The following is a 15,572-nucleotide window of genomic DNA, read 5'->3' on the forward strand; positions in this document are numbered from 1 at the left end:
ACTGATTTTTCAGTGGCTTTTTCAATTTTATAATATCGTAGAATGAACTACTCTAGTAAAGCTTTCATTTCAGCAGCTTTTTCGTTCTCACCAATCTGAGTGTAGATATTCATAGCTGTTCTAACAGCATCTGTATTCTCTGGGTTTTTCTCTACAATTGCTTCTAGGTAAGGAATAGCCTCTCTATAAATTTCTTTACGAGCTTCAGCTAATTCGTCATAACGTTTGTTATCCTCCTTACTCATTCCAAGACCGTTCATTTCATCAATGATTTCACGCTCTTTACTAAGAATTACAGCAGCAATATTCATTCTTGCATTATCCATATCTGGATCGATCTCTAATGCTTTTTTATAATATTCTACTGCTTTTTCCTGGTCTCCAAGTTCAGCAGTACTAACACCTAAATTATAATAAAGACCTGCATCATTAGGGTTTTTCTTAACAAGCTCGTTCATTAGCTGGTTATATTTTTCTTTTTCCCCCATTTGATAGTACATATTAGCTTCAGCCTGTAATAATCCTAAATCGTCTGGATTGTTAGACTTTGCATCTTCCATTGCAGCGATTGCTTTATCGTTATTTCCTTCCTGAATATGGATTAAAGCAATGTTTTTAGCAATTTCACCTCTCTTAGAAGGTTGTTTTTCTTCTTTAGGATCTGTGTACTGATCTGTTTTACTCATTAAATCTCTTTGTTCTTTAGAACCAAAAGATTCAGTCTCACCAGTTTCTTTATTTACTGCAGTATAGGTAATTGAAGAACCATCGTAATCCAACTCTTTTAATTGCTCGTAATATTTAAGAGCCGAATCATAATCCTGCGCATTCAATGAATTTGCAGCAGCATAATAAAGATATACTGTATCTTGTTGATTTAACTCGTAGCTGGCAACCAATTTGTTTGCAGCGCTGGTATATTCTTCAGTGTTTTGATCGTCAATAGCACTTTGTACCAATTGATTTCTAAGATTTGCAAGACCTTGCTCTGCATCTTCACTACCAAGTTCGATAGCTTTACTGTATGCTTCTCCCGCAGTCTTAAAATCTTCAACGCTGGTAGAACTACCATCAGCTAAATAAGCTTTGGCCTTAGCAATATAAAATCTCTCCTGCCATTTACTGTTAGCTTCAGAAAGTAAAGATTCAGCAGCAGAAATTTCAGTTTTAGCCTGGTCGAAGTTTCCATCTTCAACCGCACTTTCTGCGTTTTTGATTTCATCTTTTTGTGCTATTGCAGAAATACTTAAGAAAGACAATAGCGACAATGTCAAAATATTCTTTTTCATTGTATTGGTTTATTAATTTAGTTTATTCTTCTGAGTCATTTTGAGCAATATCTGTGCCATCTGCTGCACCGCTTGGATTCTCTACATCTTCAGCATCTTCTATATCCTCTATTTCGTCCTCTTCATGTAAAACTTTCGCCACTGCAGCAATAGAATCTTTTCCTTTTAGATTGATTAGTCGAACACCCTGAGTTGCTCTTCCCATTACACGCAAATCACTTACTTCTAGTCTAATCGCAATTCCAGATTTATTGATGATCATTAAATCATCTTCATCTGTAACATTCTTGATGGCTACAAGGTTTCCTGTTTTTTCAGTGATAGAAATTGTTTTTACTCCTTTTCCTCCACGGTTAGTAATTCGGTAATCTTCTAAGCTTGAACGTTTTCCGTATCCATTTTCAGAAACAACAAGAATGTTAGATTCCATATCGTCTACAGAAACCATTCCTACAACTTCGTCATTATCATCGGCTAAAGTAATACCACGCACCCCAGAAGCATTTCTACCCATAGGTCTTGTTTTACTTTCTTCAAAACGAATTGCTTTACCACTTTTTACTGCCAACATTACCTGGCTATCTCCTGTAGTAAGTTTAGCTTCTAGTAATTCGTCATCTTCTTTAATGGTAATCGCGTTAATACCATTAGTTCTAGGACGAGAATATTGTTCTAATGAAGTTTTTTTAACCTGACCTTTTTTAGTGGCCATAATCACAAAATGATTGTTGACATATTCCTCATCTTTGAGGTCTTGAGTACAGATAAATGCTTTAACACGATCATCTGGTTCAATATTGATAAGGTTTTGAATTGCTCTACCTTTAGAGGATTTACTTCCTTCAGGAATTTCATAAACGCGCATCCAGAAACATTTTCCTTTCTGAGTAAAGAAAAGCATGTATTGGTGGTTGGTACCCGAGAATAAATATTCTAAGAAATCTTCATTTCTCGTATTTGATCCTTTTTGACCAACTCCTCCTCTATTTTGTCTCTTATACTCGTTTAAAGAAGTCCTTTTAATATAACCCGCATGAGAGATAGTAATAATTACTCTTTCATCTGGGATCATATCTTCGATACTTAAATCTCCACCAGCATATTCAATGGTAGATCTTCTTCCATCACCGTATTTTTCTTTTACTTCTAGTAATTCGTCTTTAATTACCTGCATTCTGCGCTCTTTGCGTGCCAAAATGTCTTTAAGGTCTTTAATCGTTTCTAGAATTTCATCGTATTCGGCTCTTAACTTATCCTGTTCCAGTCCAGTTAGTTGTCTTAATCGCATTTCTACGATAGCTCTGGCCTGAACTTCAGATAATTCAAATCTTTCGATTAATTTATTTCGAGCTTCATCAGCATTGTTAGAAGAACGAATTAATGCAATTACTTCATCTATATTATCTGAAGCAATAATTAGACCTTCTAATATGTGTGCACGGTCTTCAGCTTTCTTTAGTTCGTATTCTGTTCTACGAACAACCACCTCATGCCTATGCTCCACAAAATGGTAAATAATATCTTTAAGATTAAGCATTTCTGGTCTTCCGTTTACCAGTGCAATATTATTTACACTAAAAGAAGACTGTAAAGCAGTGTGTTTAAATAAAGTATTTAAAACGATATTAGGAATGGCATCACGCTTTAATTGATAAACGATACGCATTCCATGACGGTCTGATTCGTCTCTAATAAGACTAATCCCTTCAATCTTTTTATCATTAATAAGATCGGCCGTTTTCTTGATCATATCAGCTTTATTTACCTGATATGGGATTTCAGTAACAACGATACATTCCCTACCGTTTACTTCTTCAAGAGAACTTTTAGCGCGCATAACGATACGGCCACGACCGGTTTTAAATGCTTCACGCACCCCATCGTAACCATAAATAATTCCTCCAGTAGGAAAATCTGGTGCTTTAATGTGTTGCATTAACTCATCGATCTCGATATCGTGGTTATCGATATAAGCTACGGTACCATTAATAACCTCTGTAAGGTTATGCGGTGCCATATTTGTTGCCATACCTACTGCAATACCACTGGCCCCATTTACTAATAAATTCGGAATTCTGGTAGGTAGCACAACAGGCTCATTTAACGAGTCGTCAAAGTTTAACTGTGTATCTACCGTTTCTTTATCGATATCAGCAAGCATATCCTCACTGATTTTTCGCATTCTTGCTTCGGTATAACGCATTGCTGCGGGACTATCACCATCTACAGATCCAAAGTTACCCTGGCCATCTACCAGCATATAACGCATACTCCACTCCTGCGCCATCCTCACCATGGTGTCGTAAACAGAAGAATCACCGTGTGGGTGATACTTACCTAATACCTCTCCTACAATTCTTGCTGACTTTTTATATGCTCTGTTAGAAAGTACGCCTAATTCGTACATTCCAAATAATACTCTACGATGCACCGGCTTAAGACCATCACGAACATCCGGCAACGCACGTGACACAATGACCGACATTGAATAATCAATGTAGGCCGATTTCATCTCTTCTTCAATGTTGATAGGAATAAGCTTTTCTCCTTCAGCCATATTACAATATTGTTTAGTTCACAAATCTAACCTGCTAATTTACATATTTTCTATATGTCTCACGGTACTTAAGCAATAGTTTTCACAGTTTTTATTAACAAAATTTTATTGTGACAAAGTTGATAAGTTAACACTCCCACATTTTGATTTTTGAAAGTAATTTTGTCAATTAGCTATATATTCGGGATTAGGTACAGTTTTTGTCCTAATTCAGAATAAAAAATTAACATAGAGAGAAAGGAAAAAACATGGATGATAATTTTTCACCAAGAGTAAAAGATGTAATTGCTTACAGTAAAGAAGAGGCCTTAAGATTAGGGCACGACTTTATTGGAACTGAACATTTGATGCTCGGATTATTAAGAGACGGTGACGGGAAAGCCATAGACATCCTAAACGCTCTGGATATCGATTTAAGCCATTTACGTAGAAAAGTAGAGATTTTAAGTCCTGCTAATCCAAATATGACGGCGGTTTCTAATGAGAAAAAGAATCTGCATTTAACAAGACAGGCCGAACGTGCCCTTAAGACTACATTTTTGGAGGCTAAGTTATTTCAGAGTCCAAATATTAATACGGCGCACCTGTTATTGTGTATTTTAAGAAATGAAAACGACCCCACTACCAAACTTCTTAATAAACTTAAGATAGATTATGATGGGGTTAAAGATCAATTTAAATTTATGATCGCAAACGACGATACAGATTTTACACCAGGTCCTTCAGCAGAATCTTTTTCTGATGAAGATAGCACAGATGATGCTACAAAAGACAACCCGTTTAGCGGAACGGGAGCTGCTGGTGGTGGCGGTGCAGGAAAAGCAAATAAAAAATCTAAAACACCGGTTTTAGATAATTTTGGCCGTGATTTAACTGCACTTGCTGAAGCTGATAAACTTGATCCCGTAGTGGGTAGAGAAAAAGAAATTGAGCGTGTTTCTCAAATTCTTAGTAGACGTAAGAAAAACAATCCTCTTTTAATTGGTGAACCAGGAGTTGGTAAATCTGCCATTGCAGAAGGTCTTGCTCTAAGAATTGTAAAACGTAAAGTTTCAAGAATTCTTTTCGATAAGCGTGTGGTGACTTTAGATTTAGCCAGTCTTGTTGCAGGAACTAAATACCGTGGGCAGTTTGAAGAACGTATGAAAGCGGTAATGAATGAGCTAGAAAAGAATGATGATATTATTCTTTTTATAGATGAAATTCATACCATTGTTGGTGCTGGTGGAGCAACGGGTAGTTTAGATGCCAGTAATATGTTTAAACCGGCATTAGCCAGGGGCGAAATTCAATGTATTGGTGCCACAACTTTAGATGAGTATCGCCAGTATATTGAAAAGGATGGAGCTTTAGAGCGTCGTTTCCAAAAGGTTATTGTAGAGCCAACTTCAGTTGAAGAAACTATCGAAATTCTTAACAATATTAAGGATAAGTACGAGGATCATCATAATGTAGAATATACTGCTGAAGCTATTGAAGCTTGTGTGAAGTTAACCAATCGTTATATGACCGATAGATTCCTTCCAGATAAAGCTATTGATGCTTTAGATGAAGCAGGATCTCGTGTGCATATTACTAATATCGATGTTCCTAAACAGATATTGGATCTAGAGCGTAAACTTGAAGAAGTACGTGAAAAGAAAAATTCTGTAGTTAAAAAGCAGAAATATGAAGAAGCTGCCAAATTAAGAGACGACGAGAAAAATCTTGAAAAAGAATTAGCTATCGCTCAAGAACGTTGGGAAGAAGAATCTAAGAAACACAAAGAAATTGTAAACGAAGATAGCGTTGCAGATGTTGTTTCTATGATGACGGGGGTGCCGGTAAATCGTATCGCTCAAACCGAGTCTAATAAACTGGTAGAACTGCCTAATAAAATTAAAGGAAAAGTTATTGGTCAGGACGATGCAGTTGCTAAAGTTGTAAAAGCTATACAGCGTAACCGTGCAGGCCTTAAAGATCCTAATAAGCCAATTGGTTCATTTATATTTTTAGGTCAAACAGGTGTTGGTAAAACACAGTTAGCCAAAGTGTTAGCTCGTGAGTTGTTTGATAACGACGATACTTTAATCAGGATAGATATGAGTGAATATATGGAAAAATTCGCGGTATCTAGATTAATTGGAGCACCTCCGGGATATGTGGGTTACGAAGAAGGTGGACAGCTTACCGAGAAAGTAAGAAGAAAACCTTATGCTGTAATCTTGTTAGACGAGGTTGAAAAGGCTCATCCAGATGTTTTCAATATGCTTTTACAGGTCTTAGATGACGGTTATTTAACAGATAGTCTTGGTCGTAAAATCGATTTTAGAAATACGATTATTATCATGACTTCTAATATTGGGGCAAGAAAACTGAAAGACTTTGGCCAGGGAATTGGTTTTGGAACACAATCACAAAGATCGCAGGCTGATGAAAATGCACGCGGAGTAATTCAAAATGCACTTAAAAAAGCTTTTGCTCCAGAATTCTTGAATAGAATAGACGATGTAATTGTTTTCAACGCTTTAGAGCGAGAAGATATTCACAAGATCATCGATATCGAGCTTTCTAAGTTATATGGAAGAATCGGCGGACTTGGTTACGAATTAAAATTGAGTGATAAAGCGAAAGATTTTATTGCTGAAAAAGGTTTCGATAAGCAATATGGTGCAAGACCTTTAAATAGAGCTATCCAAAAATATATTGAGGATGCTTTAGCCGAAGAGATTATAAACTCAAAAATTTCTGAAGGTGATAAAATTGAAATGGATTATAAAACAGGTGAAGATGAACTGGCGATAAAAGTCAAAAAAGGTAAAAATACCGAAGAAGAATCTGAGTCTAAAAAATAATAAGATTAAAATATAAATTCGGGAAAAGCCTCACAGTTTAGTGGGGCTTTTCTTATTTTCGCTTACCCCTAAATTAATCTTAGCTTTTAGAATAAATGAATTCTATAAAATTTAATGATTTCCAGTTAAAATTTGCCCCAAATTTTATGCAATTGGAGATTTTTCATGAAGGTCACTATGGCGTAAAAGAATATAACGAATGTCTTAGACTTAAAATAGATGTTTACGGCGATAAAAAAATCGGTATTCTTGTACGAAGAATCAATGAGGAAGATAAATATTCTTTTGATCCCATGCTCCTGCTTTCAGGCAATAAATCTATCGAAAAACATGCAAACTGGGTAATATTGGTTTCAGATAAATTTAGCGATAAATTAAATCTCAAATTCGTTAAAATCCTCACTAGTTTATATTGCTTACGTTTTTCTGAATACGCTGAAGCCTTGGAGATTATTAATTCAGGTAGTCTTGCGTTAATATAAAGCTTTCTAAGAATATTTTGGATCTTTTAATTAATGGTGCCATCATCACATCTTCAGTAACTACAGGGATTTCTTTTCTGAAATTCGATAAAACAGCCTCTATTTTTTCTGAAGATTTAGCGGGTTCTCTAAAATGTAAAGCCTGAGAGGCATTAAATAATTCGATTGCTAAAACCGTATCTACATTTTCCATCACTGTAATTAGTTTTGTGGCTGCATTTGCTCCCATGCTGACATGATCTTCCTGTCCATTAGAAGAGACGATAGAATCTACTGAAGCTGGCATACATAATTGTTTGTTCTGACTAACAATACTTGCAGCAGTATATTGCGGAATCATAAATCCGCTGTTTAAACCTGGATTTTCAACCAAAAAATTAGGTAAACCACGCAATCCAGAAACTAATTGATAAATCCTTCTTTCAGAAATATTCGCCAACTCGGCCATTGCTATGGCTAAATAATCCATCGCTAAAGCTAAAGGCTGACCATGAAAATTCCCTCCAGAAATGATCTTATCTGCTTTTACAAAAATGTTAGGATTATCTGTAACCGAGTTAATTTCAGTTTTTACGGTTTTATGTACAAAAGCTAAAGTGTCTTTTGTAGCACCATGTACTTGCGACACACATCTAAACGAATAAGGATCCTGTACATTCTCTTTTTCTTGCTGGGCAAGCTCGCTTCCACCTAAAAATTCACGAATTCTTTCTGCTGTTTTTATTTGTCCGCGATGTGGTCTTACCAAATGAACCAGTTCATCAAAAGGAGATAAATTACAATCGAAAGCATCCATAGAAACTGCACTTATAAAATCTGCAGAATATGATAATTTATAAGCCTTAATGAGTCCGTGTACCGCATGCGCGCTCATAAACTGTGTTCCATTAAGAAGCGCTAAACCTTCTTTAGATTGCAGTTTAACAGGTTTCCATCCAAATTTTTCTAAAATAGAGGCTCCAGAAAGTATTTCATCGTGATGATAAACTTCGCCCTCACCTATCAATGGTAAGGCTAAATGAGCCAGTGGTGCTAAGTCACCAGAAGCTCCTAAAGAGCCCTGCTCGTAAACTACTGGTAGAATGTCCTCATTAAAAAAATCGATTAAGCGTTCAACCGTTTCTAAAGCAACACCAGAGTTACCATAACTTAAGGACTGGATTTTTAAAAGTAACATCAACCTTATTATTGGTTTGCTTACTTTATCTCCCGTCCCACAGGCGTGAGATTTCACCAGATTTTCCTGTAAAACGGTTAATTTTTCTGAAGTAATTTTCACATTACACAAAGCACCAAATCCGGTATTTATACCATAAACAGGCACATTACTTTCTTTAATTTTTTGATCTAGATATGCTCGAGATTTTGTGATGTTTAAACGGGCTTCTTCGCTTAAAGCAAGCTTCATTTTAGCATCAATAATATCCCTTATGATATTCAAATCTAAAATTGCCGAGGTGATGTAATGTGTATTGTCCATTAAACAGTTTTAAATTATTCGAAATCGTTTGCTGAAATAGCCAGGCAAAAGTCCAATTTCAATAAATAGTATCCAAATTATTCAAGTTTTATTCTTACAAAACCAATATTGTATATTTTCAGGTTGTATTTATTAAGCATAGCAAAACCTTAAATATGTAATCTGGATTAATTAAAGAGATCACCTAATCTGCAAATAGTGACTGAAATGCAGCACCCATATTTTCAACAATATCTCCAGAAATTAATGCCTGATAAGATCGATTTTCAGCAACAATATCTCCAGACAAACCATGTAGGTAAACTCCTAGAATCGCCGCAGCTAAAGGTTCATATTGTTGTGAGATTAAACCAGCAATAATGCCCGATAAAACATCACCACTACCGGCGGTTGCCATTCCCGGGTTGCCAGAATTATTAATATACATGTGGCCATCGCCAAAAATAAAAGTATGCGAACCCTTTAAAACCAGCACCAGATCATGAGATTGTGTAAAATCCTGCACTTTTTCAATTTTATCAAAATCATCCTTCCAATCTCCTATTAATCGCTGTAATTCTTTTGGATGCGGAGTCAAAACCGATTTCTTCGGAAGAAATTTTAGCAATTCTTTATTTTCAGCAATCATATTCAACCCATCAGCATCGATTAGCATTGGTTTATGGGTATTTTGAAGTAATTTTTTAAAAGCTTCAATAGTTTCTGGATCTTTCCCTGCTCCCATTCCGAAGCAAATTACTGAAGGATCCATCTTGTGGTCAATATTCGTTAATTTTTCATCATTTTTATCGGTAATTACCATAGCCTCGGGAAGTGCAGTCTGTAAAATAGAATAACCACATTTAGGGATATAAGTACTAACAAGACCGGCGCCCGTTCTTAAAGCAGCTTTAGAAGACAAAAGCACACTTCCTATTTTACCATAACTACCACCAACAACTAATGCATGACCGTAATTTCCTTTATGCGAATTCGATTTTCTGGGTTTATAAAGTAATCGCGCTTCATGTTTGCTTATAAGCTCTGCTTTTCCCTTTTCTGAAGATAAAAATTCACGATCTAAGCCAATATCCAGGATTTGAAGATCACCAACATAATCCATAGTTTGTGGTAAAAAGAATACCAGTTTAGGCGTTTGAAAACTAATGGTGAAATTCGCTAAAATTAGGCTATCTTCTTTTTTAGGAATACGATCTGAAAACAAACCAGAAGGCATATCGATGGCTAAAATAAAAGCTTTAGAATTGTTTATATGATCTATCAATTTCGCGATCCAGCCTTCTAAAGGGCGGTTTAAACCAATTCCAAAAATTGCGTCGATCACAAAGTCGTTTTGATCAATTTCAGGAAAATCATGTTCAGATTTTATATATTCTGGCCAATCGTTAGTGGTTTCTTTTAATCGATCGTAATTAATCAAAAAATCATTAGAACGATTATCACTATAATTCACTACAAAAACCTTTACTCGATAGCCTTTTTCTATTAAATGACGTGCAATTACCAATCCATCTCCCCCATTATTACCCACTCCACAAAATATTTTGATCGCAATATCTGAGTTTTGCAGGCGTTTATGTATTTCAGCAGAAACAAGGCTTGCAGCTCGTTCCATTAATTCAGTAGAGCTAATATTTTGATTTTTAATCGTGAGTTCGTCTGCTTTTTTTAATTGTGCTGCAGAAAAAATCTTCATAAATCCTCGAATTTTAAAGGTTTTCTCAAATATACGGCATACTTAAAGGCTGCACCAAGCTTTGACATTTCCTTCACAATTTTAGGGAAACTATGGTCAGTTCAGCCTTAATTCTATAAATTTGCGCAAACTAAACAATCAAGATGAAAGAAGTAGCATTAGCTAATAAACATAAAGATCTGGGAGCCAAAATGGTTCCGTTTGCAGGATACAATATGCCAGTTTCTTACGAAGGTGTAAATGCTGAGCATCATAATGTTCGCGAAAAACTTGGCGTTTTTGATGTTTCTCACATGGGAGAATTTTTAGTAACCGGGGAACATGCTTTAGAGCTTATTCAGTTAATTTCGTCTAACGATGCTTCAAAATTAGTAGATGGGCAGGCGCAATATACCTGTATGCCAAATGAAGATGGTGGTATTGTAGACGATATGATTATTTATCGCATTAATGCTGAAAAATATTTACTGGTAGTAAATGCCGCTAATATCGAGAAAGACTGGAACTGGATTAGTAAGCATAACACCATGGATGCTACACTAACAGATCTTAGTGAAGAATTATCTCTTTTAGCCATACAGGGACCAAAAGCTGCTGAAGCTATGCAATCGCTTACAGATGTAGATCTTAGTAATATGAAATTTTACACTTTCGAGATTGGCACTTTTGCTGGTATGGAAAAGGTAATTATTTCAGCAACTGGTTATACTGGTAGTGGTGGATTCGAAATTTATTTCAAAAACGAATGTGCTGAAGAAATTTGGAATAAAGTAATGGAAGCAGGAGCAGATTTTGGAATTCAGCCAATAGGTCTTGCTGCACGTGACACTTTAAGATTAGAAATGGGATTTTGTCTTTACGGAAATGATATCGACGATACCACTTCACCAATCGAAGCTAAACTAGGTTGGATTACAAAATTCAATAAAGACTTTATAAATTCTGAAGCTTTAAAAGCGGAAAAAGAAGAAGGTTCAAAACGTAAACTTGTAGCGTTTGAGCTTGATGAAAGAGGCATCCCAAGACAGGGATACGATATCGTGAATGACGAAGGAGAAGTTATAGGAAATGTTACATCGGGCACCATGTCACCTTCATTAGAGAAAGGGATTGGCTTAGGATATGTGAAGACAGAATATGCCGGTTTTGGAAAGAAAATCAATATTCAAATTCGTAAAAAAGCTGTTCCTGCCACTCAGGTGAAATTGCCCTTTTATAAAGGATAATTTATTTGGAACGAATATTAGTATTAGGAGCTAGCGGCTTTATTGGCAATGCCATTTATAAAGAGCTATGCTCCTATTTTGATACTCACGGAACCTATTGCACAGATAATCCAGGATTAGAGAAAAACCATAAGTTTCATCAATACGATATGGAAACTGATAGTTTGGATCTTTTACTTTATAATTTACGTCCAAGTATTATCATATCTGCTGTGCGTGGTAGTTTTGAAGCACAAATAGCTTTACATTACTCGGCCATTAGTTATATTCTTACAAATCCCTGCAAGCTTATTTTTTTGAGTTCTGCCAATGTATTTGATGCTTTTACAAATTACCCTAGTTACGAGTACGATAAAACATTATCACAAAGTATTTATGGCCGATTTAAAATTAAGATCGAAAATGCACTTTTAAGGCTGCCGAATGATAAATACAATATTCTAAGATTGCCTATGGTTTTTGGCCAGGGATCTCCGCGATTAAATGAAATTAAAAGCCTGATAGATCTTGGTGAGGCAATAGAGGTATTTCCTAATGTTGTGATTAATGTTACTGAAATTAGTAAAATTACGCAGCAAATTCATTATATCGTAAATAGAAAACTACAGGGAGTTTTCCATTTGGGAAGTTCAGATTTAGTACATCAAAAAGATTTCGTGGAAGATGTTTGCGAGATTCTTGGTTACGAAAATCCATTATTTAAAAACGTTTACGATAGTAACAACGATCGCTATTTAGCCGTTTTACCAAAAGATAATTTACTTCCTTTAAATCTTCAGATAAGCGTTCAGGAAGTTGTAGAGGCCAGTATCAAAAAAATTGGTTAATCTTTTATTAAAGCATAATAGCTTCAATTAATTCCAATAAACTATTCCTAAATTGAAGTATCAAAAATAATGTCAATTATGGAAAAACTAACCGAAGAACAAATCAATACTAAACTGCAATCATTAGAAGGATGGACGTATGCTAAAGAAGCCATTCATACTTCTTTCAAATTCGAGAATTTTAAAGATGCTTTTACGGTAATGACGAGAATTGCTTTTGAAGCTGAAGCTTTGCAACATCATCCTAATTGGGCAAATGCATATAACGAATTAGAGATTTCGTTATCTACCCACGATGCAGGCGGAGTTACAGAAAAAGATTTCGAAATGGCCAAGGCTATAGAAGATATCGTGGAAGCAAAATAGGCTTCAGAAACATCTAAAAACCTAATATTCCAGAAAGCTCCTAATTTGAAATCATTTTAGGAGCTTTTTTTATATTTTTGCCCGGATTTCATTTTTATTATCATGGGAAGAGCATTTGAATTTAGAAAGGCACGTAAGATGAAACGTTGGTCTGCAATGGCCAAAGCCTTTACTCGTATAGGAAAAGATATTGTAATGGCCGTTAAAGAAGGTGGTCCAGATCCAGACGCTAACTCTAAGCTTAGAGCAGTGATCCAGAACGCCAAGAGTGTTAACATGCCAAAAGACAATATCGAACGTGCAATTAAAAGAGCATCAGATAAAAGTCAGGGTGATTATAAAATCGTTCTTTTTGAGGGATATGCGCCCCACGGTATCGCCGTTTTAGTAGAAACCGCTACAGATAATAATAATCGTACCGTTGCCAATGTAAGATCATATTTTAATAAATGCGACGGAAACCTAGGAACATCAGGTTCAGTAGAATTTATGTTCGATCACACTTGTAATTTCAGGATTAATGCTGAAGGTTTGGATGTGGAAGAATTAGAGCTTGAATTTATCGATTTTGGAGCTGAAGAAGTTTTTGAAGATGAAGACGGAATACACATCTATGCTCCTTTCGAGAATTTTGGAAGTATCCAGAAAGAATTAGAAAATAGAAATATTGAAATTATTTCTTCCGGATTCGAAAGAATTCCGCAGGTTACAAAACAGCTTACTCAAGAGCAGGCCGCAGATGTAGAAAAGCTTCTTGAAAAATTAGAGGAAGATGATGATGTACAAAACGTATATCATACTATGGAAGAATCTTCTTCAGAGGAATAAAAAAACTTAAGCCAGAAAGAAATTCATTCAGTATTAATTTTCTTTTTAGAGCTTAATCTAAAAGTATTTAATCTAAATTATAGATTAAATCATATTCAAAAAAAGTCTTGTTATTTATCGAATAACAAGACTTTTTTTGTTTTAAGCTTACTCGTCTTTATTCTCTGCTTTGTATAAAAAATAGTGGTCTAGCGAAAATTTTCCGGCACCGGTATAAAATAACAGCACATAAGAAAGCAAATACATAAAAGGCAATTCTTGCTTAGCTAATCCATCTGGGGCATGTACGATAATTGCAGCAACAGCCATAGTAACAATTAACGGGATCGTCGCAATCCTTGTTCCTATTCCCAAAATAAGCATTATAGAACATACAAATTCAGCTAAAACAGCCACGGCAAGTGTCATGGTTTGTCCAACACCTAAGGGATCTGCAAATTGAATTTCTTCCGAAGAAAAAAGACTTATTAATTTAGGTACACCGTGAAATAGCATTAAGATCGAAACTCCTATTCTAAAGATTAATAGAATAAAATCTAATTTGGGCAGGTTTAAACTGGTGGTATACGTGTTTTTCATTGAGTTGAGTTAATTATGATTGAAGTTATTAATTGTTGATATTATTAAATTTAAGCATTAATTCTATATAAAATACCAGATTAAAGAAGATACCCCTAGACCTACCAAAGAAATGATGGTCGTCATTACCGTCCAGCTTTTAAAGGTTTGTTTCTCTGTTAATCCTATATATTGTCCAACCAGCCAAAATCCGCTATCGTTCACGTGGGATAAAATCAAAGCTCCAGAAGCTACCGCGATCACTATTAAACTTATCTGACTCTCTGCGTAATTTGCACCCTCTAACAATGGTGCTGTGATCCCAGCGGCTGTGATCATAGCGACTGTCGAAGATCCCTGAAGAACTCTAACCAAAGCCGCAACTATGAAACCAAAGAAAAGCGGATTCATAAAGCTTTCATTTAAATTATTGGCGATCATCTCTCCTGCCCCGGTATTGATCAAAATTTGTTTAAAAGCTCCGCCAGCACCAGTAAGCAAAATAATAATACCGGCAGATTCGAAACTTTTGGCTGCAATTTTTAAAAGCTTTTCTTTATTTACTCCGCGTTTTACTCCTAAAAAATACCAGGCCAATAAATTTGCAATGATTAATGCTGAAAATGGATGTCCCAATAAATTTACCATATAATTTATCCAATAAGGGAAACTCGAAGCATCGATCAACGGACTTGCAATTAAAGTATTCAGCACGATTAAAAATATAGGCACAAAAATAATTGTGGTGATCATCTTTGCTGAAGGCATTTGATCTTCAAAAGTTTCATCTTCGGTAAAGGTTTTCGGTTCTACATACAACGTTTTCGTTAATAACTTAGCGAAAAGAGGTCCGCTTAAAATAGCCGCAGGAATTCCCGCAGTAAAACCAAATAAAATTACCCAACCAAGATCTGCCCCCAAAATATCTGCAACGGCAATAGGTCCCGGTGTTGGTGGAATAAAACAGTGTGTGATCGCCAAACCTGCTAAAAGCGGAATTGCATAAAGCACCAAAGATTTACCGGTTTTCTTACTCAGCGCATAAGTGATGGGTACCAAAATGATAAATGCGACATCAAAAAATACGGGAATCGCGACAATAAATCCGGTGATCATCATTGCCCATGGCGCATTCTTTTCTCCGGTTTTTTTCAGAATAAAAGAAGCTAATGCTTTCGCGCCTCCAGATTGTTCTAAGATTCCGCCAAATAAAGCGCCCAAACCAACTACGGTGGCTACAAAACCTAAAGTGCTGCCCATGCCCTCTTTCATGGTTTCCATGATTTCGGCAGCGGGCATTCCGGCTAAGATTCCAACAAAAATACAAACGATTAGCAGCGATAGAAATGCCTGAATCTTTAATTTCAGAATTAAAAAAAGTAATAAAGCAATTCCCAATCCTACTGCTAAAAGTAATTGTATTTCCATT

General features: G+C 35.7%; 12 protein-coding genes. 6 read left to right on the top strand and 6 right to left on the bottom strand.

Going from position 1 to position 15,572, the window contains the following annotated elements; all coding sequences use genetic code 11:
- Positions 1-47: 47 nt before the first annotated feature.
- Both IIF7_RS05935 and gyrA read right to left on the bottom strand, forming a co-directional pair.
- Positions 48-1,289, bottom strand: coding sequence for a tetratricopeptide repeat protein (locus IIF7_RS05935; protein ID WP_084840757.1), 1,242 nt, complete (start codon positions 1,287-1,289; stop codon positions 48-50).
- Between the two features lie 22 nt (positions 1,290-1,311).
- The gene (gene gyrA / locus IIF7_RS05940; protein ID WP_084840758.1) at positions 1,312-3,846 is read right to left on the bottom strand and encodes a DNA gyrase subunit A; all 2,535 of its coding nucleotides are present in this window, start codon (positions 3,844-3,846) and stop codon (positions 1,312-1,314) included.
- A gap of 248 nt (positions 3,847-4,094) precedes the next feature.
- Between gyrA and IIF7_RS05945 the strand changes: the two genes are divergently transcribed.
- On the top strand, positions 4,095-6,680 hold the full coding sequence (locus tag IIF7_RS05945) for an ATP-dependent Clp protease ATP-binding subunit (RefSeq protein WP_084840759.1): 2,586 nt from the start codon (positions 4,095-4,097) through the stop codon (positions 6,678-6,680).
- 146 nt (positions 6,681-6,826) lie between these two features.
- The gene (locus tag IIF7_RS05950) at positions 6,827-7,162 is read left to right on the top strand and encodes a hypothetical protein (protein WP_176218905.1); all 336 of its coding nucleotides are present in this window, start codon (positions 6,827-6,829) and stop codon (positions 7,160-7,162) included.
- Here the strand turns inward: IIF7_RS05950 and hutH are convergent.
- Together hutH and IIF7_RS05960 are read right to left on the bottom strand one after the other, a co-directional pair.
- Complete coding sequence (gene hutH / locus IIF7_RS05955) at positions 7,134-8,642, bottom strand: histidine ammonia-lyase (RefSeq protein WP_084840761.1); 1,509 nt, start codon at positions 8,640-8,642, stop codon at positions 7,134-7,136. The two genes, IIF7_RS05950 and hutH, sit on opposite strands and share 29 nt — an antisense overlap.
- A 184-nt stretch (positions 8,643-8,826) precedes the next feature.
- Entirely contained in the window at positions 8,827-10,338 is a 1,512-nt protein-coding gene (locus tag IIF7_RS05960; protein ID WP_084840762.1) for an NAD(P)H-hydrate dehydratase, read from the bottom strand.
- A 143-nt stretch (positions 10,339-10,481) separates the two neighbouring features.
- Here IIF7_RS05960 and gcvT point away from each other — a divergent pair, with 143 nt between their 5' ends.
- The 4 genes from gcvT to IIF7_RS05980 all read left to right on the top strand — a co-directional run bounded on the left by gcvT (position 10,482) and on the right by IIF7_RS05980 (position 13,585).
- Positions 10,482-11,564, top strand: a complete 1,083-nt coding sequence (gcvT, locus tag IIF7_RS05965; protein ID WP_084840763.1) for a glycine cleavage system aminomethyltransferase GcvT — start codon at positions 10,482-10,484, stop codon at positions 11,562-11,564.
- Positions 11,565-11,569: 5 nt separating this feature from the next.
- Entirely contained in the window at positions 11,570-12,391 is an 822-nt protein-coding gene (locus IIF7_RS05970; RefSeq protein WP_084840764.1) for a sugar nucleotide-binding protein, read from the top strand.
- 78 nt (positions 12,392-12,469) lie between these two features.
- Positions 12,470-12,757 carry a 4a-hydroxytetrahydrobiopterin dehydratase gene (locus tag IIF7_RS05975; protein ID WP_084840765.1) on the top strand — a complete coding sequence of 96 codons (288 nt, stop codon included), beginning with the start codon at positions 12,470-12,472 and terminating at the stop codon, positions 12,755-12,757.
- Between the two features lie 102 nt (positions 12,758-12,859).
- Complete coding sequence (locus IIF7_RS05980; protein ID WP_084840766.1) at positions 12,860-13,585, top strand: YebC/PmpR family DNA-binding transcriptional regulator; 726 nt, start codon at positions 12,860-12,862, stop codon at positions 13,583-13,585.
- 147 nt (positions 13,586-13,732) lie between these two features.
- Here IIF7_RS05980 and IIF7_RS05985 read toward each other — a convergent pair whose 3' ends face one another.
- The gene (locus tag IIF7_RS05985; RefSeq protein WP_084840767.1) at positions 13,733-14,164 is read right to left on the bottom strand and encodes a DoxX family protein; all 432 of its coding nucleotides are present in this window, start codon (positions 14,162-14,164) and stop codon (positions 13,733-13,735) included.
- Between the two features lie 63 nt (positions 14,165-14,227).
- Entirely contained in the window at positions 14,228-15,571 is a 1,344-nt protein-coding gene (locus IIF7_RS05990; RefSeq protein WP_084840768.1) for a GntP family permease, read from the bottom strand.
- Position 15,572: the final 1 nt, after the last annotated feature.

Source organism: Zunongwangia atlantica 22II14-10F7 (assembly GCF_002094855.1).
GTDB lineage: Bacteria > Bacteroidota > Bacteroidia > Flavobacteriales > Flavobacteriaceae > Zunongwangia > Zunongwangia atlantica.